A 20,023-nucleotide genomic window follows, 5' to 3' on the forward strand; every position below is an offset into this window, starting at 1 on the left:
TCGGGGCCGAACGGCGGCCGGGCCATGATAAACCGGGCGGGAACCGATACACTTGCGGCCGTTTTTCGCACAGGTTTCCGCCATGCAGCACCCCGCCGAACTATCTCCGCTGGGCAAATCCAGCGCCTATGTTGCGACCTACAGTCCTGAGCAGCTCTTTCCCATCCCTCGCGCACCGAAGTGGGCCGAGCTGGGGCTGACAGCCGAGACCTTGCCCTATGGTGGCGTCGATATCTGGAACTGCTACGAGCTGTCCTGGCTGTTGCCGTCTGGCAAACCGGTGGTGGCCATTGGTGAGTTCTGCATTCCTGCTGACTCGCCCAATATCATCGAATCCAAGTCTTTCAAGCTCTATCTGAACTCACTGAACCAGTCGGTATTTCAGAGCAGCCAAGCGCTCATGGACGTTATGACGCGGGATTTGTCAGCCGCTGCGGGTAAACCCGTCGGCGTTCGCCTGCGGACGCTGGACGAAGTGGCTGAAGAGGGGATTGCGGCGCTAGACGGGCTCTGTATCGATGATCTGGATGTCACCATCGAAGACTATGATTCACCGCGCCCCGAGCTACTACGCAGCGACTCTGGGCGCCAGGTCGAAGAGCGCGTCTACAGCCACCTGCTGAAATCTAACTGCCCCGTCACCGGACAACCGGACTGGGGCACAGTGGTGATCGAATATCGGGGCGCTGCGCTGGACCACGGCAGCCTGCTAGCCTATCTGGTGAGCTTTCGCCAACACGCGGACTTTCACGAACAGTGCGTTGAGCGGATCTTCCTCGACTTGCAGCGCGTGCTGACACCCGATCGATTGAGCGTTCATGCACGCTATGTGCGTCGCGGCGGGCTGGATATCAATCCGTACCGCAGCACTCACGACGTATTCCCAGACAATGGCCGGCAGGTTCGACAATAAACGCTGCGGTCGGAGAGCGTGGACCCGTCCACGCTCTGATAGCTCGAGCAGGTTTCGCTCAGATACCCATGTTCGCTAATGTTTGCATGATGTTGCGCAGCGTCATGGCGGTATTGGGATGGCTAACTTCGAAACGTTCGACCGCCAGGTTGACGCCATCGACCAGTGAGTCGTTCTGGTGATCGACTACGCCCTGGTTGGCCAGGCGCAGCTCTATGTCCTGAGCAATCAGCTGGAGCGACGCGCGTTCGTCTTCCGTAAGCGGAGCGTCCGAAGCTAGTTGACTACGCAGCTCCGCAAGCTGTGACTGCAGATCATGTTCCGGCATATTTCATCCCTCTGTGATTTTTTCGGGGCCAGCTTCCGCCAAGGCACGATGAGATTAGGTTAAACCAGCGGCCCAGCCTTGTCGTTGATTTGATTGGGTAGAGTGCGGTGAAGTTCGCCGCTACTGATCCGCATGTCTGCCTGCTGCCGGGAGCGGTGTGATTAGATTTATACTGCTGCGCTTTGATGGGCAGCCACCCGCATACGAATAAAGGAGAAGCCTGCGATGCGATTGATCAGCAAGGATTGGGTAGAGAACTTCACTGTTGCCTTCGTCGTTGTGCTGGGGATGTTCGGCGCTTCATCGGTGCAGGCAGCCGAGGAGGATCCCTGGGAAGGTGTCAACCGGGCGATCTTCACCTTCAATGACAAGGTCGATACCTATACGCTCAAGCCGCTTGCGCAGGGCTATCAGAAGATCACGCCAAACGTCCTCGAGGATGGCATTGGCAACATATTCAGCAATCTAGGCGACGTCGTGGTGCTGACCAATGACCTGCTGCAGGGCAAGGTCCGTGACGCAGGGATCGATACCAGCCGCATCCTTTTCAACAGTACCTTCGGCGTACTGGGTTTCTTTGACGTCGCGACCCGTATGGGCTTGCAGAAGAATGATGAGGACTTTGGACAGACGCTGGGCGTCTGGGGGCTGGGCAGTGGGCCGTATGTGGTGTTGCCCCTGCTGGGGCCGAGCACTGTGCGCGATGCGGCAGGACGCGTGCCCGATTCGATGCTGCAGCCATATCCGTACATCGACCATGTGCCGACACGCAATGTGACGCGAGCCGTCAACGTTGTCGACCTGCGTGCCGATTTGCTCTCGGCAGAAAAAATGATCACTGGCGACCGGTATATCTTCGTGCGCAACGCTTATCTGCAGAACCGAGAATTCCGCACGCAGGATGGTCAGGTCGAAGACGACTTCTAACCCTCGCTCGGACCGCATTGGCTCGGCCACTGCGGTCCGTCCGCCTCGTCACGCCACGGCCATGCCAAGGCGTTCGCGTCAAACAATTCTCAGCTCATCGAAAGGATGGCCAAGCCTAGACTTTGCCGTCCATCCTCCTGCATGCCGACCCGCACCACTTCTGTTTCAGCGTCCAGGCCCTTCAGTTCGCTGTGCTCCGAGGGGATGTGCACATGGACTTTGTCACCCATCTGCAAGCGGGTCGCTGCGACCACCTGCATCCCCGTGCTGGAAAGGTCCAGGCAGGTTGCCTCGTAGTGCTGGTCACCCTGCGTCAGGGTGATTGCGGTCTCGACATTCATGCGAATGAAGTCGCGTTTTTCATTGTAGTCTCGATCTCGCTGAGTCATTGTTTCGTCCTCTGAGTTCTTGTTTCGTCGGTTCTTATAACGCCCGTCAATTCCGCCTGTAAAGGACAGACGCAGGGACCGCGCCTGGCTTGAAACACAGATCGTATGGGAGTACCGTCTGCGCCTTGAAAAGATCCCATGCCCAGCGCGCGCGCAGGGCCGATGCTTTCGCCAATCATCCTGGCGATACCGCCTGGTAGGAACATGCATAACCCAAGCGCGACGCTGCTGATCATAGATGACGACGATGTGGTACGAGCCAGCCTGGCTGCCTATCTGGATGACAGCGGTTTCAAGGTCTTGCAGGCGCCTAACGGACCGCGTGGCGTGGAGCTGTTCGACGCGGAACACCCTGACCTGGTGATTTGCGATCTGCGCATGCCGCAAATGGATGGTCTTGAGCTGATCCGGCTGATCAGTGAGCGCCAGGCTGACCTTCCGGTAATCGTGGTCTCAGGTGCAGGTGTGATGAGCGATGCCGTCGAGGCTCTGCGATTGGGCGCAGCTGATTATTTGATCAAGCCCCTCGAAGATCTGGCGATGCTCGAACACTCTGTCCGTCGAGCGCTCGATCGTTCGCGCTTGCGTCTGGAGAACAGGCGCTACCGCGAGCAGCTGGAAACGGCTAACCGCGACCTGCAGGCGAGCTTACATCTGTTGCAGGAAGATCAAGATGCCGGCCGCCAGGTGCAGATGAACATGCTGCCGGTCACGCCCTGCAACCTCGACGAATTTCAGTTCGCCCATCAGATCATTCCCTCGCTCTACCTCTCAGGCGATTTCGTCGACTACTTTCGCGTCGACGAGCACCGCATTGGCTTCTATCTGGCGGATGTGTCCGGCCATGGCGCCTCCTCTGCATTCGTCACGGTCCTGTTGAAGTTCATGACCACGCGCCTGCTCTACGAATCCCGGCGGGGCAGAGCGCTGCGCGCATTCAAGCCGTCCGAGGTGCTTGACCACATCAATCGTGGGCTGATCAATTGCAAACTCGGCAAGCACGTCACGATGCTGGGCGGCGTGATCGACCAGGAACGCAACCTGCTGCATTACAGTATCGGTGGCCACCTTCCGATGCCGGTGATATACGCCGACGGCGTCGCCAGGTATCTCGAAGGAAAAGGTCTACCGGTCGGTTTGTTTGTCGAAGCGACCTACGATAATTACGAGATAGAGTTGCCTGAATCTTTCAGCCTGACGCTACTTTCCGATGGCATTTTGGACCTTTTGCCAGGTGATACCCTCAAAGAGAAAGAGGCTGGGCTACCCGGGTTGATTCGCGAAGCAGGCGGCACGCTGGGCGGGCTACAGCGGATGTTGGGCCTAGCCGATCTAGAGGATATGCCCGATGACATCGCGTTGTTGGTACTGAGCAGGAACCTTGCATGAGCGCTGGTAAAATCCAGTTTGCTGAGCAGAACGGTACATTCGTTCTTAAGTTTGTCGGTGAGATCCGCCTGACACTTTGCTCGGCGCTGGACGCAACGATCGAGAAGATCTTTTCGTCACGCAATTTCTCATCGATCGTTATCGATCTTACCGAAAGCCGTAGCATCGATAGCACGACGCTGGGCCTGCTCGCCAAACTTTCAATACTTTCGCGGCAGAAGGTCGGCATGCTGCCGACGTTGGTTACCACCCATGCAGACATTACGCGTCTTCTGCAATCAATGGGCTTCGATCAGGTCTTCAACATTGTCGACCAGCCGCTGCCGTCGCCTGAGCAACTGGCCGACCTGCCAAGCCAGGATCAGTCTGAGGAAGTCGTGAAAGACAAGGTACTTGAGGCGCACCGGATTCTGATGAGCCTCAACGAATCCAACCGCGAGGCCTTTCGCGACCTCGTGACGGCGTTGGAGCGGTCCTGAACTATAGCTTCGTTGGTAGGAGCGCTTCGAGCTTTTCCTGATCCCTTGCGAACTGCCGAATCCCCTCGGCCAGCTTCTCAGTCGCCATTGGATCTTCGTTCAACCCCCAGCGGAAGCTGCGTTCGTCCAGCGTAATGCGTGGCTCGGATTTGCGGCCCGGTGACAGCTTGCGCTCCAGAGTGCCTTCCTCCTGCGCCAGCTGGCTCAGCAGCTCGGGACTGATGGTCAGTCGATCACAGCCGGCAAGCGCTTCGATCTGCCCCGCGTTGCGAAAGCTGGCGCCCATCACGACGGTCTCGTAACCGTGTGCCTTGTAGTAGTCGTAAATCCGGCTGACCGACTGTACGCCTGGATCTTCGTCACCGACGTAGTCACGACCTTCGGACTTTTTGTACCAGTCATAGATGCGGCCGACGAAGGGTGAAATTAGATATACACCAGCCTCGGCACAGGCGACAGCCTGGGTGAAAGAGAACAGCAGCGTCAGGTTGGTCTGGATTCCCGATTTTTCTAGCTGCTCAGCGGCACGAATGCCCTCCCAGGTCGAGGCCAGTTTGATCAATACGCGGTCGCGGGATACGCCGGCCTGCTCGTACAGGCCGATCAGGCGTTCGCCGCGCTGAACCATGGCCTGTGAATCGAAGGAAAGCCTCGCATCGACTTCCGTGGAGATCCGGCCCGGGATCAACTTGAGCACTTCTTGACCAACCGCGACGGCGAACAGATCGCAGCCCAGGCCGATGTCGCCGTTGCAGTTAGACATGGCCGCCTGAAGGTGATCGGCGTAGCGGGGCAGGGCGGCGGCTTTGAGCAGAAGCGATGGGTTGGTGGTCGCATCAACCGGTTGGAGGCGGGCGATGGCGTCGAGGTCGCCGGTGTCGGCAACCACGGTGGTGAATTGCTTGAGTTGTTCCAGCTTGGACGTCATATGGGCGCTCTATCCTTTGGTTGACGTAACTTGAATCCGTGGCCATCGCGCTATTTGGATCGGATGGTCAGGGTGGGGCAGCTGTTGGATCAAAAATGCGGTCGTGTGTTCCCGATAACTGAATCAGTGTCCTTCGAGCAGCATGGTCGCTTGATCGAGCAGCGCCAGTGGCTCCTTGGTTTTGTGGATGTCGACCGATAGCAACTGGCGAAAGCGTCTAGCTCCTGGGAAACCCTGGCCCAGGCCTAGAACATGACGGGTAACGTGATGCATCGAGCCGCCGCTATCAAGATGATTCTGAATATAAGGGCGCATCCGTCGCAGTGCATCGGCGCGGGTGATAATCGGCTCTTGGCTGCCAAACAGCCTGGCATCAACCTGCGCTAGCAGGTAAGGATTGTGATAGGCCTCGCGGCCGAGCATTACCCCATCGAACTGCTCAAGGTGGGCTTCACATTGGTCCAACGTCTTGATGCCGCCGTTGAGGATGATTTCCAGATCCGGAAAGTCGCGCTTCAATTGCTGCGCAACGTCATAGCGAAGGGGCGGAACCTCCCGATTCTCCTTCGGTGAGAGTCCTTCCAGAATCGCAATACGGGCATGGACGGTAAAACTGCGGCAGCCTGCTTCTCGGACCTGTCCAACGAAATCGCAAAGTTCGGCATAGCTGTCGCGTCCGTTGATACCGATGCGGTGCTTGACTGTTACATCGATATCCACCGCATCTCGCATCGCTTTCACGCAATCGGCGACCAGTGCCGGATAGCCCATCAGGCACGCGCCGATCAGGTTGTTCTGCACGCGGTCGCTGGGGCATCCGACGTTGAGATTCACCTCGTCATAACCAGCCGCTTCGGCCATCTTTGAGCAAATGGCAAGATCACCGGGCACGCTGCCGCCAAGCTGTAGCGCCAACGGATGCTCCGCTTCATCATGACGGAGGAAGCGATCGGCATCGCCGTTGATCAATGCGCCGGTGGTGACCATCTCGGTATAGAGCAGGGCGTGCCTAGAAAGCTGGCGCAGAAAATACCGACAGTGCCTGTCAGTCCAGTCCATCATCGGGGCGACGGAGAACCGGCGCGATAGTTGTGGCCTGGTAACGGGCTTGTGGCTAGCGTTCATGCGGCTTTCCGGCTGAGTGTTTCGGACGCGCTCTAGCTGTTTCAACACGTTTATGCCGGTTGGCTGTGGCGAAATAGCGACCATCAGAGCGCCTTGCAGACCGACTGGAGCGGTTGCTCAACCAGTCGCCTCGAAAAAAAGCTGGCAAGTTTATCAGGAGAGCAAGGGCTCCGTGCGCCAGACCGGCATGCGGGTTTCTGCACTGCGCCAGCACCTTTAGAACGTTACGCAGCCGCTGGTGGGTCCGACTGGCGGACACGCACGATCCGCGCTCGCATGGCTCGAATCTCTAGGTCACTGGCGGCCGGTAGCGAGGTGAGTCATGCGAGACGAAATGTTGTGGGGAACACAGGGCAATATTGGAAGGCTAGTAGCTGCGAATGATGCGAGCAGCGACGAGCCCCTTCCGGGCGATCCGGACGGCGCTAGTATCAACGATGCGCCGATGTCCGATCCAGAAGAAACGGAAGTCATCGATGAAGACATCGATGTGTTCGAAGACGACCCGACGATCCCTACTGAGTAGTTGAAGGAGGGTTAGGTATGGCGGCTCGGGCGGGTTCGATAGCGTAAAAAAAACCGCAGTCGCTCTGGGGCTGACTGCGGTTTTGATCAGGCCGATTCAGACCTGATGATTACTTGTGTTAGCGGTTGAACGCAGCGCCGGTACCGATGACGCTAGCCGACGGCAGCAGCTGGCTGATGAAGCGGTTCCAGCGAGTGATACCGGCCGGTCCAACGAACACGACGTCCTGCGGTTGCAGTGGGAAGTGTTGAGCCAGAGCGAAGGCCGCTGGGGATTCGGCATTCAGCTGGAACACTGTGGCTTTTTCAGTGGCGATATTCTCTGCGCCACGAATAACGTAAACCGCTTCGCCATCTGCGGTGTCCTGACGGATACCGCCTGCGGTGCCGATAGCATCCATCAAGTTGAGACTGGTTGCCTTGAATGTCATGGCTTGCGGATTTACCACCTCGCCCAGAACGTAGACCTTCTTCTGATCGTTGTACGGCAGATGGAGCTGGTCGCCGTCCTTCAGATAAACCTTGTGCAGCCAGGAGTCGGGACGGTTCAGGTCGTCGAGATCGAGCATGTACTCACGGCCGTCACGCTTGAGCATCAGGCCGGACAGATCCGCCGTATCGGTATCGACACCGGCCTGACCAATAGCCTGCATGATGGTCATCGGAGCGGTAGTCACTTCGACTTCGCCAGCCGTATTGAATGCCCCGGAGAGCACGATGCGCTGGCTACCGAAACGCAGCAGGCTGACGTCGACTTGAGGGCTGTCGATGTAATTGGCCAGCCTTTTGGAAATATCGGAGCGAAGTTGCTCGATGGTTTTGCCTGCTGCTTCGATGTTCCCGATGTAGGGGTAGAACAGGGTGCCGTCCGGACGAACCAGGCGACCGTTAGCATCCAGCTGCTGTTGCGGGCCCGAAGGAGCGGTCAGTTCAGGATGGTCCCAGACGGTGATGTAGAGAAGGTCGTTGGCGCCGATGCGGTAAGCCTCGGGCTTGAAGCTCAGTAGCTCTTGCTTGCTGGAGGTGCCTTGGTCGGAAGAGACTTCGCCCTTGAGCATTTCAGGGGTAATGCGCATCAGCTGGACGGTGCCATCTTCCGTTTCTGCGCCGTCTTTGAACTGACCGGGATCCAGGTGCTGACCAGGAGAGAATACGCATCCCTGCAACACCAGCACGGAAGAGAAAGCGAGAGCAAATAGTGGTTTCATGGTTTCTTCATCCTTGACGGAATAGTTGTTTTTACGAAGTGAAACAGCGCAATTCACCTTTAGCTGAAGGAGCGAGCCGACACTGACTCGTCTATCGACAATCGCCGAAGCTCTTTCGGCGGTGCAACAAACGCATCCAATCTCTGCTGTTCCTGATGCCGCTACTGCAAGCTCTGAGAGGTATACCTCCAGACTCGGTGTGAGATCGGTGCTGGATGAGCCACTGAATAGGTTCCGCTCAACCTTGGGTTAGCGTCTTTCCCGTATAGGAAGAAGGCGCTGCGTTGCTCACAGTAGCCATAGACCGCTCCGTTTCTCTGCGGTTCACGACGGATGTACATAAAAGAGGCGGGCTGCAACGCTGCTGCCTCCAGGCAACATGGAAATAAAAAAACAACCGAGTGACCGTTTTGGCGACTGTTATTGACCGGCCGGATCAGGTTAATTGACTCCACTAAGCACGGCAGGTCGCCGAGCGAGGCACTTTTGAACTCACTGTTTTGTGCAATTAGGGGTGATTACCGCCATAGACCGAGATCCGCACCTCGGTGCTGGGAGTAAAGCTGATAAGTCATGCGCTCGCTGCGGAGGGATGCTCGATCATCCAGCGCAGCGTCTCCTTCAATTCGATCCGGGACATGTCGCCAATCAACGAGTCCAGCTTGGCTCGGCTGCCGAACAGGTTCTTCACATCCGCGCTGCGCACGAACGCTGGGTTGACCCGGACCACCATGCGGTGACCGGAGATGGCCGCTGCCTGTTCGAGTACGTACTCAAGCGTATAGGCTGATCCAGAACAGATATTGACGGTTTGGCCAATCGCAGCCGGTGTTTCGAGCAAGCGTCGATAGGCTTGGACAACCTGACGGACATCGCAGAAATCGCGGGCGATATCCAAGTTGCCGAGCTCGATGACCGCGGCCCGACGGCGCGTGTGCGTCACGATTTTCGGGATGAGAAACTGCTCCGCCTGTCCAACGCCCGTGTAATTGAACGGGCGGCTGACTATCAGCGGCAAACGATCCTGGTAAAGCCTTGCGAGGAACTCCATGGCAGCTTTGCTCACAGCGTAATCATTGGCCGGAGCAAAGGGCGACGACTCATCCAGGACGCCTTCGGTAGCGTTTCCATAGACGTTTGCACTGCTGGCTAGCAGCACGCCTTCGAGCTCGGTGGCAGCGGTGGTACGTAACGCTTCCAGAAGATGGCGAGTGCCGAGCAGGTTGGCTGTGTAGATGGCATCCGCATCGCTGTGGGCGACGAACGAGACCGCCGCCAAGTGCACAACATAGGTTGGGCGTATTTCCGTCAGCAAGGCTCGTAGCAGCTCTGCATTGTTCAGTGCGCAGCAATGGACGGCTGAAATAGCCGCGGGCAGTTCGCCGACAGGTTGACGATAGCTGAGGCCATGGACCTCGTAGCCGCAGCCTGCGAGCTCTTCTGCCATGTAGCGGCCGGTAAAACCGGTGGCGCCGGTAATCAGCACTTTACGCATGATCTTCCCGATAGGATGAAATTCCAGTTTCTACGGCGATGCAAAGCCTTGGTATAAGTGTGGGATATGGCGTTACGGTTACCCTCAACGGCTCCATTAGGGCGAGCGGTGCCGTAACGCCAACGCGGGCTCGGTGTGCCAGCAGAGCCGGCCCCAACCGCAGGGACCACGAACAGGCCGCTCCGGATCAGGTATCGGCTGGCTATCCTGCGTGGCTACCCCACCTGGGTAACCTGATCTCAGCCAAGTGCCTGATCAAGAGCGGTAAGCCGCCGGTCGAACGCGCTAGAACGAAAAGCCCTGCTGATTGCGGCGCATATCGGCGTCAACCATCATGCGGCACAGTTGCTCGAGTGTCGTTTTAGGCTCCCAGCCCAGCACGTCCTTGGCCTTCTGCGGATCGCCGATCAGAAGGTCGACTTCCGCCGGGCGATAGAACTTCGGATTGACCCGTACAACGACCTTGCCGGTTGCTGCGTCGGTGGCTTGCTCCTGTTCGCCGGAGCCTTCCCATTGAAGTTCGACATCAACCGCCTTGAATGCCAGTGTCACGAAATCACGCACTGTTTCGGTTCGGTTGGTTGCAAGCACGAAAACATCGGGTTCGTCCGCCTGCAGCATGCGCCACATGCCTTCGACATATTCCTTGGCGAAGCCCCAATCACGCTTCGCATCGATGTTGCCGAGCTCTAGCACGTCGAGTTTGCCCAGTTTGATCTTGGCCACCGAATCGGTAATTTTCCGAGTCACGAACTCACGTCCGCGCAGTGGAGATTCATGATTGAACAAGATGCCGCTGCAGCCGAATATTCCGTATGACTCGCGGTAGTTGATTGTCATCCAGTGCGCATAGAGCTTGGCAACGCCATAAGGGCTACGGGGATAGAACGGTGTGGTTTCGGCTTGCGGAATGGCCTGCACCTTGCCGAACATTTCCGAGGTCGACGCTTGGTAGAAGCGGATCTTAGGATTGACGATCCTAATGGCTTCCAGCAGGTTCACGGCGCCCGCACCGGTGATGTCTAGAGTGGTCAGCGGCTGTTCGAAGGAAACCCCTACGAAGCTCTGGGCGGCGAGGTTGTACACCTCGGTTGCGCCAGTGTTCTGAAGCAACCGGATGCTGGAAGACAAGTCGGTCAGGTCATACTCAACAAGATGCAGGTTGGGGTGCTTGTCGATGCCCAACTCTTCGATTCGCCAGAAATTGACTGAACTGGTGCGACGAAACGTGCCGTAGACGGTATAGCCTTTTTCCAGCAGAAGTTCTGCCAGGTAGGCGCCGTCTTGTCCTGTGATACCCGTGATGATTGCTTTCATTTTCTTCCTTGTTCGAAGATAGGTTTTCTTAAATGCTCTTGTTTCGTTCCTGCCTGGCACGTGGCGCTGAACGGCAGCGAAGTTTTTCAATAATCTTCAAGAACCGACGACCACTGCATTCAGTGACCGGTGTGTCCGGAAGTTGGCTTGCAAATATTGGTCAAGACTCCTGTTTTGCTGGGCTGCCTTTTTGCCTGGCGCTTTTTTCCCGCAAAAATGCTGGCACGATATACACCGCATCCGCCCAATAGCGTTTGGCGAGCCTGCGCGGTTCCATGCACATGCGATGAAGCCATTCGAGTTTGTATTCGCGCATCCACTTCGGGGCCCGCTTGATGGTCCCCGTCGCAAAAGAAATGGAGGCGCCGATACTGAAGCCCATACCCGTGCGCTCATAGGGCTGAGTGGCTGCGGCCAGGACTTCTCCGCGCGGCGTACCCACGGCATACAGAACCAGCTCCGATGGATTTTCACGAATGAACTGCAGGCAACGCTGCACTTCTTCCGGCTTCTTTATGAAGCCCATCGGCGGGTTGTAGTGATAGAGGGAAATGCCGGGATAAAGGACTCTGAGTTTGTCGGCTTCGGATGCTGCCGAACCGATCAGTACAATTCGCAGCCGATCCCGGTCCGCCCATTTGAGCAGATCAAGCGTCAAATCACTGCCGGGAATAGCTTCATCCAGATGCACGCCCAGGCGACTTAACAGCGACAGAAGAATCCGGCTGTCGCAGACTCTCCAGCGCGCTTTGAAATAAGCATCACGCAGCTGTGCGTCATGTTCCAGTTGAACGAGGTGGTCAACGTTCGGCGTCACCACAAACGAATAGGGTTGCTTGACTCCCTCGCGTATGCAGGTCAATAAAGTTTTCTTATTGCCGGAAAAGAAATCTATTCCGAACGCATTAGTATCACTCGACACTCATTGCTACTCCCTTAAAGGCGCCCTTGATACCTGACCAGGCGAGGGTGGGATTTTTGTATTCCTTGACAGTTGTAACGGCCGAAAGCAGGAACGCGGAGACAATCGCGAATGCCGGGCCGTAGAAGCGCTTGTTGAAACGGGTGGCTGCTCGGTTGCGGTAGTAGTGATAAAACGCTGAGCGGTTGCCCAGACTGAGTGAGCCGTAGTGGTATAGGCGGCTTTCAGGGATCACTTTCGTCGAAACACCAAAGCGTTTCGCACGGTATTGCCAATCCACTTCTTCGAAATACATGAAGTACTCTTCATCCATCAAACCGATTTCTTCAGTCAACGCGGCCGAAAACGCCAGGCTGCAGCCCATGATGTAGTCTGGAACGTGCTGAGGATTCTGTCGCTGAGACGCTTCGATGCTCTGGTCTTTTCCGAGTAATCGAGCCTTGCCAAGAATCGGATAGAGCTTTCCGCCGCCGTAGCATTCCAGTCGGCCTGTGTCTGCGCTCAATACGAGCGAGCCGACAAACTGGCGATCATTTCGCTGCAATGCTTCCAATAGCGGTGAGAAGGCGTCACTGTCTACATAGGTATCGTTATTGATAACCCAGAAATACTCGGGCTGCAGGTGCTCCATTGCCCAGCGCAACCCGTAATTGTTGCCACCCGCATAACCGCTGTTGTCTGGATTACAAAGCAAAGTCACATTTGAATAAGCTTTTTCATCCAGCCAATTTTGAAGGGCGATCGCGGAACCGTCCTGCGAATCATTGTCGATGATGACTATATGGCCAATCGTCGTGCAATGCTCGAGCAGGCTTTCAGCGCAGCTGATCGTCTCAGTAGCAGCTTTGTAGTTGAGAATAAGTGCGACGTTCATGTACTCGTTCCTTGCTGCGAAGATGGCGTGCCCTTAGAGCATGTAATACGAAAAGCATACAAATAACTGGTTGGGTATATTCGAATAGACCGTTAAGTGGCCATATCACGAAGAAGGCAAGCATCACAGCGTAGGTGAACTCCATTTCGGTATTGATAGTGCGGGCGATCCATCGGTAGACAAACAATGTCAGGGGGACCAGCAAAAAAGTGAGAAAACCGAACCGAAACAGCGTGCCGATGATGCCAATATCGGACAGGAAGAAGTGCTCACCAAAATAGGGGATGAAGCCGTCCTGCCACATCAGCGATAACGATCCGCTGGGCAGCCAGTTAACCAGGCTCAAATGACTGAAGACGGATGCGATCGTATGGGGGCGCACGCCATCCTCCACGTCGCCGTCTAGGCTGTTCTCATAGAACTCGATGTTTAAACCGAGGACTTCAAGGAGCTCCGGATAGAAAAACAGCGGCGATAACAGCACGCAAAGCGAGGCAGCCCAGATAATTGCCTTGGCCCTCAATGAGAACAACGTGAATGCTAGGCATAGCACAATCAATTGACGCGTTTGAGTGGCGAAGACCAGGGTCAGCAACAGTACGGCGGCAATGAGGAGGTACAGTTTTCGATGCCGTTGTTCGCCATTGATAGGCGACTTGCCTTTTGCCCATACCTGAATGCAGTAGAAATAGGCGAAACAGATCAGGAACGGCCCAATGGATGAGCGGTCCGGGCGGTCCCAGGATGTTTGCTCCTCGCGCAGATCCGGGACCAGTCCGAACTTGAAACACCAAGAAAGGATCACAGCAATCAGTGCCGCGTAGATTAGTGCATGCTCGAACTGGCGGGTGCTGATGTGCTTGGCAAGCAATAGCAGCGGTACGAAGCCAAATGTAAAAAGAATCCGACGTTCTTCGATCAGGCCGTAGGTGATTGGCTGGCCAAAGGTATAGAACGAGAAGATTGCAGGCAGCACGGTGAACACGAAAACGCTGTAAAAAGCGTAATACATCAGGATGCGAAATTCTCTGGAAGCTTCCTCGGTACTGGCGAGAATTAACAGGAGCGAAAGACCTAGGCACACAGCCAAATAGGCTTCGTTGAGGAACTTGAAGCCGATCGGGTTATGCGTGCTGTCACCAAATACCGAAAAGTGCAGGACGATTGCCAGCACGGCCAACGGCAAAAAGAAAAATTTCGAGCTGATGTTTGTCATCACCTGGGTCCTTAGGTGCATTTCCATTCCAAATTAACTACGCCGCAACAAACTCAAGCTTCAGGATCGTCACATCAATTGCTTCGGTGCGCCGCCACCTTTCGTACCGCTGAGCGGTGGTAGGCCAACTGGCTCCAACAATGGTTCAGTATCCAAACTGATTGGATTGCGCAGGGGTATTTGAGTTCCGCCCGCATTAAGCCGCTCGATGTAAGGTTGAATTTGGACAAGCGAGGGATGGCAGGGTTGCGTGTGATTTTCAGGTTTCGCTGAAAACTTTCTGAACGGCGTCACACCATTCGCCGCGAACATGCCACAAGCCTGTCAAGGCTGCGGGGTAGGGCCATACTCCTTGCAGCTATTGGGAATGTGCTTTTGCAGGACATCCATCTGAGGCCTGTCCTTGCCGTTGAGCGGTTCAATGGCCAAAACATATTTGCCCCAGCCTGGGCCGGCGGCCCAGTAGGCGCTGGGCATGCAGTTTTCGTTGAGGTAGCCGAGCAGGTTGTCCATGGCGACCAGCATCGATTCGGAATGGCCAGGCACACCGTACTCGCCGAGAAAACCCTTCAGGTTGTTTTCCTTCAGCCACTCTACGAACGGCCGAACGCGCTCCACCCCTAACATTGGATCGACCACCTCGTCCTTCGCGTAGCGCCCGGAAAAATCCTTGTCGAGGTACAGGTGTCCCTCGTAAATGATCTTGTCTGCCGGATCTTCGATCAGAAAATCCTCATTGACGTAGCGCCAGTGAAAGGTGCTCGCCCAGCGGTCACCTTCGACGAATATCAAGCTGTCCATATCCACCTTGCGGATGGCATCGACCGCTGCCTGTGCTGCTCCAGGCCACAATCCATCGGTGGAGTGGGGTTCGTTCATGATGTCGTAGCCCAACAATGCGGGGTGGTCCTTGAATTCTTCGGCAAGCTTGCGCCAAACAGTTGCGTAAGCTTCGTAGGGTACGTGTGGCGAACCGATCAGCTTGCCCTTGTACCGCCCATAGTTGTGCATATCCAGAATGACCTTCTGGTTATGTTGGGCGGCGAAGTCGAGCGTTCTTTTGAGTAGCCGCATCTGATCGAAATTGACGCCTTTGTATAGATCATGTTGCAGGCGCTCCCAGATGAAGGGGAACCGAATCAAGCGAATGTTCTTGTCCGCGTAATATTTGAAGTATTTCTCTTCAGGATAAAAATAATTGGTGCCCAGTTTTCCAGGCGTGATATGCGGAGCGAAGTTTGCGCCAGACATATTGATGCCGATCAGGTCGATGCCCTTATCTTCGCTGGGCTGCGCTTGCACAAACGACACGCATCCGGCAATCGTCAGGCCGGCTATCAACCTTGCGGTGCGAAACAATAGAGAAAGGGGGCGACGTTCCATGATGACCTTTATCTCCAGAGGGCTACTGTCAACTCGACGGCCCTGTTGATGTTCAGCTAAGCACTCGATGCGAACCGCTCTCCTTGATAATCAGGAGAGCGGTTCGGATAGCATCAATTGGGTAATGTGCCCGGGACTTGCTTAAAACCAGAGAGGCATTACTTGCTCTGGTATTCGTACTGGTAATAACCGTACTCGCTATAAGTCGACGCCTTGCGCACCACGGCATTGAAGATAACGCCTTTGACCAGAAGTCCGTTCTGCTCAAGGCGGCGCTTGGCGAACTCAATTTCCTTCACGCCGTTCAGCCCGTAACGCGTCACCATTAGGGTGGTGCCGGCCTGGCTGCCGACCAGTGCAGCGTCGGTGACGGCCAGGATAGGCGGAGTATCGAAGATCACCAGGTCGTACATGCTGCTGATCTCTTTGACGAAGCGCGAGAAGTTCTCGTGCATCAGCAGTTCCGATGGGTTAGGCGGTAGCTGACCGTGGGTGATCACGTGCAGGTTATTCAGCTGGGTTTTCTGAATTGCATCGAACAGCGTGATACGGCCAGACAGGATGTCGGATAGGCCTTTTTCACCCTGGCAGCGCATGACCTTGTGCAGATACCCCTTGCGCATGTCGGCGTCGATCAGCAGCACTTTCTTGCCGGACTGCGCGATAACTGCGGCGAGGTTGCTGGTCACGAACGACTTGCCCACCGCCGGGCTCGGGCCGGTGATCATCAGAATGTTGTTCTTCGCCTCGATCATCGCGAAGTGCAAGCTGGTGCGCAGACTGCGCATCGCTTCGGTCGCCAGATCGGCGGGATCATTGATCGAGAGTAGATACGAAGCGCTGCTCTTGTCCCGCTTGAAATTGGCCAGGCGCTTTTCCAGCAGGCCCTGCTTCTCGCTGAACGGAATCGCCGCGTACACCGGAATGCCAACGCGCTCGATCTCTTCTGGATTTTCCACGCCACGCTTGAGTGCTTCACGAACATATACGAAGGCGACCGCAAGAATCCCGCCAAGCAGCGTGGCGACGATGACAATCAACGGCTTGTTCGGCTTGATTGGCTCATCGATGTCTGCCGCAGCGTGGTCAACGATGCGCACGTTGCCCACGGTCCCGGCACGAATGATGTCCAGCTCCTGAGTCTTGTTCAGCAGCATCGAGTAGGTTTCAGAAGAAACCTCTACATCGCGGTTAAGGCGCAGCAACTCCTGCTGAGTAGACGGCAGGGTTCCGATCTGCTTTTCCAGTTCAGTCTTTTGCGCTTGCAGCTGATTGATCTGGTTCATCAGCGCCTGGAAATTAGGGTGCTGACGGGTGAAGCGGCTTTCCATCTCGGTGCGTTTGAGGTTCTGCTCGGAAATCTGGCTCTCCAGATCAACGATGCGATCGAGCACCGACTGGGTTTCCGCCGAGATATCCACCGAACGATTGCCGGTTTGGAACTCGTTCAGGGCTGTCTGCGCGGCGTCGAGCTTCTTGCGGACCTCCGGCACCTGCTCACTCAAAAATTCGAGGCTCTGAGTCGCTTCCGCCGCGTTACGCGCAATGTTCTGGTCGACGTAGCGTTGCGCTACTGCCTCAAGCACCGTGACTGCTTTTTCTGGATCGGTACCCTCCAACGTCACGTTGAGGATGCCCGACTGCTTGCCACGCTCACCGGCATTCAGGCGATTCTGATAGTCCTCGGTGGTGGCGTAGGTGCGGTTCTTGATCACAGTAAAGGTGGTGCCCGGCCGTGCGTTCAGCTCTGCCACGGTGATGCCGTAATCCGGGGTCTCGATGGGCTCGCCGACGACCCCTTGCACGACAACCTCGCCTTCGGGGTCGCGCAGGATGAATCCGTTGTTTTCGGCAGCTTCGAGTGTCAGCTCTTCCCCATGCATTTTGTCTGGCACGATCAGTTGCGTGACGCGCAACGACTCGCCACCCCAGGCGTAGGATTCGAAGCCTTCGGGATACCAGCCCAGCTCACCTTCCTCGGTGGGCTCGAATCGACGGAAGATATAACCACCGAATACCGGGAAGTGGTGAGGCTCGATGATGATGTCGAGGTTCAGGTCCTCGACCGCTCCGCCAACCACCGAGCGCGACTTGAGTAGTGCGATTTCCGTCTGCGCCGGCGAAACGGCTGGGGCGGTGCCAACCACATCGGTAAGGCTTGGCAAGCCACCTTTCGCCTGGATCTGAATCATCGCGCTTGCCAGATATACGGGCGTCGCGAGCAGGGCATAGGCAACGCCCAGAGCGGCGAAGAACCCCGTAATCGTGAGTATCAGCCCTCGGTTATTTAGAAACGTGTCAAAGAGGTGGGCCAGGTCAATGTCCTTGTCCTCTTTTGTTTCATAGATGGGTCGTGGCATGGTGGTCATTGAAGTTCCTTCTTCTTATTTCAGGTAAGGAAGCCAGCTTTCGACGGACTGAGTCAGAAGGCTGTGAACATGTTCGAATGCGGGCTTGGACTGGCGGTAGGGATCAGGGATTTCCGTATCGTCCAGCCATTTACCCAGCAGGAAGGTTTTGCCATGTACTTCGGGTGCGATCTGACGAATGTGCTGGACATGGCTTTGTTCCATCACAAGGATCAGGTCTGCGCGATGCAGCATTTCGCTATCGACCTGACGGGCACGGTGGGACGCGTGTTCCACTCCGTGGTCGTTAAGCACCTCATGTGCAGTCTTGTCCATTGGGTTGCCTACTAGAGCACCTATGCCTGCCGAACTTATCGTCAGGCCTTTGCCTTCAAGTTTGTGGGCTAGCAACGCTTCGGCTGCGGGGCTTCTGCAGATGTTGCCCACACAGACAATCAATATGTTCTGGAACATTTCGCTCAGCCTCGTAGCCCAGGTGTCGTGGGCATACAGGTCTGCCTGTTGCAGAACGCAAATCTGATATTGGCTCGCTTCATTAGTTCAATCTTCCTGCTGCGCTCGCGCATGAATGTGGCTTGTTGCCAGGATGGAGCTAGTCAATGCGTGTGGCAGTCAGTAAACATCCTTGTTGAACAGAAGGGCGGGGATGGTGCGGGCAAGGATGTAGATGTCGAACCAGACCGACCAACGCTCGATGTAATCGAGGTCGTACTCGACGCGCTTCTCGATCTTCTCCAGGGTGTCGGTCTCGCCGCGGTAGCCATTGATTTGCGCCCAGCCGGTGATGCCCGGCTTGACGCGATGCCGTGCGGAATATTCCGATACTGCGTCTTCGAACAGCACGCCTGCAGCCTTGGTCGCGGTTGCATGGGGGCGCGGACCGACCATGGACATGCTGCCAAGGAATACGTTGAGCAGTTGTGGCAGCTCGTCGAGGCTGGTTTTGCGAATGAAACGACCCACTCGGGTGATGCGGTCATCGTTGCGCGTCGTTTGCTGTTCGGCGTTGGCATCCGACTTGGCGTGGTACATCGAGCGGAACTTGAACACTTCGATCAGCCGGTTGTTGTAGCCGTAGCGCTTCTGCTTGAACAACACAGGGCCGGGCGAGTCGAGCTTGATCGCCAGCGCGAGGAGGAGCATGACCGGGGCAGCCGCCAGCAGAGCGAGGCTGGAGAGCACGATGTCTTCGATGCGCTTGAACATTGGCGACCAGCCACGCAGCGGCAGGTCCGAGGCAATCAGCGTCGGCAGTCCACCGACTTCGGTAATGCGCTTGTTGGCATGGCGGAAAGCGACCATGTCCGGTACCAGCAGAACGTTGACGGGGAGTCTGCGCAACTCGTTGATCAGCTGACCGATGCGGCTGTCAGCGAACCAGGGCAGCGCGACCAGTACCTGGGTGACCTTTTCCTCACGGATCATCTGTTCCAGGTCGCGGGTGTTGCCCAGGAGCGGCAGGTCGGCCAACGTCTTCGGCAGGCGCTCGAGGCGGTCGTCAATGAAACCGAGCACACCGGTGCGTATATCGCGGTGATGAGCCAGATACTCGGCAACGCGCACGCCGTTGTCGGTGCCACCAAGGATTACGGCATTTTGCAGGTACACGCCTTTCGCCATCAGACGACGGAACAGCGCGAGCATCATCAGTCGCTCGGCGCCGAACAGGATGCCACTGGTGACGAACCAGAAGGTCAGATGTTTGGCTTCGAGGTAGCCGAACATGCCTAGGCCCTGGTGCATGAAAATCATCAAGCTGAAAGCCGCGGCCCAGGCAACGAGCATGGTGCGAAAGCGCAGCAACGTGCTGAACACTTCCTCGCTGTAGATGCCTACCGACTGAAAGATAACCACGCTAATCACGCCGAAAAACATCAGGAAGGTGCTGAACGTGCCTCCGCCTGCGGGCAGGTCAAGGGGCAGAAACAGCAACAGCAGAACGCCCGGCAGCACAGAGGTCAGCCCGTGAATCAGGCGAATGCTGGCAAGAAAGTAATCGACGAAACTGGGGTGGGCGTACTCAAGGGTTCCAACGGACTGTAAGCGCATACAAGGCTCCTTCCTACGGCTATTGCTAGCTCAATACTCGTTTTGATCGCCGCGATCCGCGGTTCTGATGGAAGGCCGCTATCGCAACCCTCACCTGGACAAGTGCTCCGACCGCCCTTCAAGAAATGAGTTCACCGGAATCGTGGAAAGAGCCAATTGCCCGGAAAGAATTAAATGCACTGCGCAA

General features: G+C 56.2%; 20 protein-coding genes. 5 read left to right on the forward strand and 15 right to left on the reverse strand.

Annotated elements, in window-relative coordinates; genetic code table 11:
• The first annotated feature begins 82 nt into the window (after positions 1-82).
• A complete protein-coding gene (gene queF / locus ACQKEK_RS04570) occupies positions 83-913 on the forward strand; it encodes an NADPH-dependent 7-cyano-7-deazaguanine reductase QueF (RefSeq protein WP_499141234.1) in 831 nt (276 codons plus the stop codon).
• 58 nt (positions 914-971) lie between these two features.
• Here the strand turns inward: queF and ACQKEK_RS04575 are convergent, their stop codons facing one another.
• Entirely contained in the window at positions 972-1,241 is a 270-nt protein-coding gene (locus ACQKEK_RS04575; protein WP_499141236.1) for a DUF4404 family protein, read from the reverse strand.
• A 288-nt stretch (positions 1,242-1,529) separates the two neighbouring features.
• Between ACQKEK_RS04575 and ACQKEK_RS04580 the strand changes: the two genes are divergently transcribed.
• Positions 1,530-2,168 carry an MlaA family lipoprotein gene (locus ACQKEK_RS04580; protein ID WP_499141365.1) on the forward strand — a complete coding sequence of 213 codons (639 nt, stop codon included), beginning with the start codon at positions 1,530-1,532 and terminating at the stop codon, positions 2,166-2,168.
• A gap of 89 nt (positions 2,169-2,257) precedes the next feature.
• On the opposite strand, the gene ACQKEK_RS04585 is transcribed toward ACQKEK_RS04580, so the two are convergent.
• Complete coding sequence (locus ACQKEK_RS04585; protein WP_499167539.1) at positions 2,258-2,557, reverse strand: PilZ domain-containing protein; 300 nt, start codon at positions 2,555-2,557, stop codon at positions 2,258-2,260.
• 204 nt (positions 2,558-2,761) lie between these two features.
• Here ACQKEK_RS04585 and rssB point away from each other — a divergent pair, with 204 nt between their 5' ends.
• Positions 2,762-3,946: a two-component system response regulator RssB gene (gene rssB / locus ACQKEK_RS04590; RefSeq protein WP_499141238.1), complete on the forward strand. Its 1,185-nt coding sequence runs from the start codon at positions 2,762-2,764 to the stop codon at positions 3,944-3,946.
• Positions 3,943-4,425 (forward strand): anti-sigma factor antagonist RssC, encoded by a 483-nt coding sequence (rssC, locus tag ACQKEK_RS04595; RefSeq protein WP_216706855.1) that lies wholly within the window; start codon positions 3,943-3,945, stop codon positions 4,423-4,425. Before rssB ends, rssC begins: the two co-directional genes overlap by 4 nt.
• 1 nt (position 4,426) lies before the next feature.
• Here rssC and tal read toward each other — a convergent pair whose 3' ends face one another.
• Together tal and dusA are read right to left on the reverse strand one after the other, a co-directional pair.
• Positions 4,427-5,353, reverse strand: coding sequence for a transaldolase (tal, locus tag ACQKEK_RS04600; RefSeq protein WP_499141241.1), 927 nt, complete (start codon positions 5,351-5,353; stop codon positions 4,427-4,429).
• A gap of 123 nt (positions 5,354-5,476) precedes the next feature.
• Positions 5,477-6,478 (reverse strand): tRNA dihydrouridine(20/20a) synthase DusA, encoded by a 1,002-nt coding sequence (dusA, locus tag ACQKEK_RS04605; protein ID WP_499141243.1) that lies wholly within the window; start codon positions 6,476-6,478, stop codon positions 5,477-5,479.
• 322 nt (positions 6,479-6,800) lie between these two features.
• Here dusA and ACQKEK_RS04610 point away from each other — a divergent pair, with 322 nt between their 5' ends.
• Complete coding sequence (locus ACQKEK_RS04610) at positions 6,801-7,004, forward strand: hypothetical protein (protein ID WP_499141245.1); 204 nt, start codon at positions 6,801-6,803, stop codon at positions 7,002-7,004.
• A gap of 118 nt (positions 7,005-7,122) precedes the next feature.
• Here ACQKEK_RS04610 and ACQKEK_RS04615 read toward each other — a convergent pair whose 3' ends face one another.
• The 11 genes from ACQKEK_RS04615 to ACQKEK_RS04665 form a co-directional block, all read right to left on the reverse strand.
• Positions 7,123-8,211: a polysaccharide biosynthesis/export family protein gene (locus ACQKEK_RS04615; RefSeq protein ID WP_128120599.1), complete on the reverse strand. Its 1,089-nt coding sequence runs from the start codon at positions 8,209-8,211 to the stop codon at positions 7,123-7,125.
• 571 nt (positions 8,212-8,782) lie between these two features.
• Complete coding sequence (locus tag ACQKEK_RS04620; protein WP_499141247.1) at positions 8,783-9,706, reverse strand: GDP-mannose 4,6-dehydratase; 924 nt, start codon at positions 9,704-9,706, stop codon at positions 8,783-8,785.
• Between the two features lie 285 nt (positions 9,707-9,991).
• A complete protein-coding gene (gene gmd, locus ACQKEK_RS04625) occupies positions 9,992-11,023 on the reverse strand; it encodes a GDP-mannose 4,6-dehydratase (protein WP_045428146.1) in 1,032 nt (343 codons plus the stop codon).
• Between the two features lie 160 nt (positions 11,024-11,183).
• On the reverse strand, positions 11,184-11,945 hold the full coding sequence (locus ACQKEK_RS04630) for a WecB/TagA/CpsF family glycosyltransferase (protein WP_499141249.1): 762 nt from the start codon (positions 11,943-11,945) through the stop codon (positions 11,184-11,186).
• Positions 11,935-12,819: a glycosyltransferase family 2 protein gene (locus ACQKEK_RS04635; protein ID WP_499141251.1), complete on the reverse strand. Its 885-nt coding sequence runs from the start codon at positions 12,817-12,819 to the stop codon at positions 11,935-11,937. The genes ACQKEK_RS04630 and ACQKEK_RS04635 overlap by 11 nt, the downstream gene beginning before the upstream one ends.
• The gene (locus ACQKEK_RS04640; RefSeq protein ID WP_499141253.1) at positions 12,779-14,035 is read right to left on the reverse strand and encodes a hypothetical protein; all 1,257 of its coding nucleotides are present in this window, start codon (positions 14,033-14,035) and stop codon (positions 12,779-12,781) included. The genes ACQKEK_RS04635 and ACQKEK_RS04640 overlap by 41 nt, the downstream gene beginning before the upstream one ends.
• Before the next feature lie 69 nt (positions 14,036-14,104).
• Complete coding sequence (locus ACQKEK_RS04645) at positions 14,105-14,347, reverse strand: hypothetical protein (protein WP_499141255.1); 243 nt, start codon at positions 14,345-14,347, stop codon at positions 14,105-14,107.
• A 12-nt stretch (positions 14,348-14,359) separates the two neighbouring features.
• A complete protein-coding gene (locus ACQKEK_RS04650) occupies positions 14,360-15,418 on the reverse strand; it encodes a glycoside hydrolase family 5 protein (RefSeq protein WP_499141257.1) in 1,059 nt (352 codons plus the stop codon).
• 158 nt (positions 15,419-15,576) lie between these two features.
• Entirely contained in the window at positions 15,577-17,787 is a 2,211-nt protein-coding gene (locus ACQKEK_RS04655; protein WP_128120604.1) for a polysaccharide biosynthesis tyrosine autokinase, read from the reverse strand.
• 15 nt (positions 17,788-17,802) lie between these two features.
• Positions 17,803-18,240: a low molecular weight protein-tyrosine-phosphatase gene (locus ACQKEK_RS04660; RefSeq protein ID WP_046164225.1), complete on the reverse strand. Its 438-nt coding sequence runs from the start codon at positions 18,238-18,240 to the stop codon at positions 17,803-17,805.
• Between the two features lie 159 nt (positions 18,241-18,399).
• Positions 18,400-19,836 carry an undecaprenyl-phosphate glucose phosphotransferase gene (locus ACQKEK_RS04665; protein WP_128120606.1) on the reverse strand — a complete coding sequence of 479 codons (1,437 nt, stop codon included), beginning with the start codon at positions 19,834-19,836 and terminating at the stop codon, positions 18,400-18,402.
• Between the last annotated feature and the right edge of the window lie 187 nt (positions 19,837-20,023).

Source organism: Pseudomonas sp. NPDC077408 (assembly GCF_050269105.1).
Classification (GTDB): Bacteria; Pseudomonadota; Gammaproteobacteria; order Pseudomonadales; family Pseudomonadaceae; genus Stutzerimonas.

What these genes read in the sequence shown, in the direction of transcription:
- tal (WP_499141241.1), bottom strand. Translation starts at nt 5,353, where the DNA reads ATGACGTCCAAGCTGGAACAACTCAAGCAATTCACCACCGTGGTTGCC.
- queF (WP_499141234.1), top strand. Translation starts at nt 83, where the DNA reads ATGCAGCACCCCGCCGAACTATCTCCGCTGGGCAAATCCAGCGCCTAT.
- ACQKEK_RS04650 (WP_499141257.1), bottom strand. Translation starts at nt 15,418, where the DNA reads ATGGAACGTCGCCCCCTTTCTCTATTGTTTCGCACCGCAAGGTTGATA.
- ACQKEK_RS04665 (WP_128120606.1), bottom strand. Translation starts at nt 19,836, where the DNA reads ATGCGCTTACAGTCCGTTGGAACCCTTGAGTACGCCCACCCCAGTTTC.
- ACQKEK_RS04615 (WP_128120599.1), bottom strand. Translation starts at nt 8,211, where the DNA reads ATGAAACCACTATTTGCTCTCGCTTTCTCTTCCGTGCTGGTGTTGCAG.
- dusA (WP_499141243.1), bottom strand. Translation starts at nt 6,478, where the DNA reads ATGAACGCTAGCCACAAGCCCGTTACCAGGCCACAACTATCGCGCCGG.
- ACQKEK_RS04635 (WP_499141251.1), bottom strand. Translation starts at nt 12,819, where the DNA reads ATGAACGTCGCACTTATTCTCAACTACAAAGCTGCTACTGAGACGATC.
- ACQKEK_RS04575 (WP_499141236.1), bottom strand. Translation starts at nt 1,241, where the DNA reads ATGCCGGAACATGATCTGCAGTCACAGCTTGCGGAGCTGCGTAGTCAA.
- ACQKEK_RS04580 (WP_499141365.1), top strand. Translation starts at nt 1,530, where the DNA reads ATGTTCGGCGCTTCATCGGTGCAGGCAGCCGAGGAGGATCCCTGGGAA.
- ACQKEK_RS04655 (WP_128120604.1), bottom strand. Translation starts at nt 17,787, where the DNA reads ATGACCACCATGCCACGACCCATCTATGAAACAAAAGAGGACAAGGAC.
- ACQKEK_RS04610 (WP_499141245.1), top strand. Translation starts at nt 6,801, where the DNA reads ATGCGAGACGAAATGTTGTGGGGAACACAGGGCAATATTGGAAGGCTA.
- gmd (WP_045428146.1), bottom strand. Translation starts at nt 11,023, where the DNA reads ATGAAAGCAATCATCACGGGTATCACAGGACAAGACGGCGCCTACCTG.
- ACQKEK_RS04640 (WP_499141253.1), bottom strand. Translation starts at nt 14,035, where the DNA reads ATGACAAACATCAGCTCGAAATTTTTCTTTTTGCCGTTGGCCGTGCTG.
- rssB (WP_499141238.1), top strand. Translation starts at nt 2,762, where the DNA reads ATGCATAACCCAAGCGCGACGCTGCTGATCATAGATGACGACGATGTG.
- ACQKEK_RS04660 (WP_046164225.1), bottom strand. Translation starts at nt 18,240, where the DNA reads ATGTTCCAGAACATATTGATTGTCTGTGTGGGCAACATCTGCAGAAGC.
- ACQKEK_RS04620 (WP_499141247.1), bottom strand. Translation starts at nt 9,706, where the DNA reads ATGCGTAAAGTGCTGATTACCGGCGCCACCGGTTTTACCGGCCGCTAC.
- ACQKEK_RS04645 (WP_499141255.1), bottom strand. Translation starts at nt 14,347, where the DNA reads ATGTTCGCGGCGAATGGTGTGACGCCGTTCAGAAAGTTTTCAGCGAAA.
- rssC (WP_216706855.1), top strand. Translation starts at nt 3,943, where the DNA reads ATGAGCGCTGGTAAAATCCAGTTTGCTGAGCAGAACGGTACATTCGTT.
- ACQKEK_RS04585 (WP_499167539.1), bottom strand. Translation starts at nt 2,557, where the DNA reads ATGACTCAGCGAGATCGAGACTACAATGAAAAACGCGACTTCATTCGC.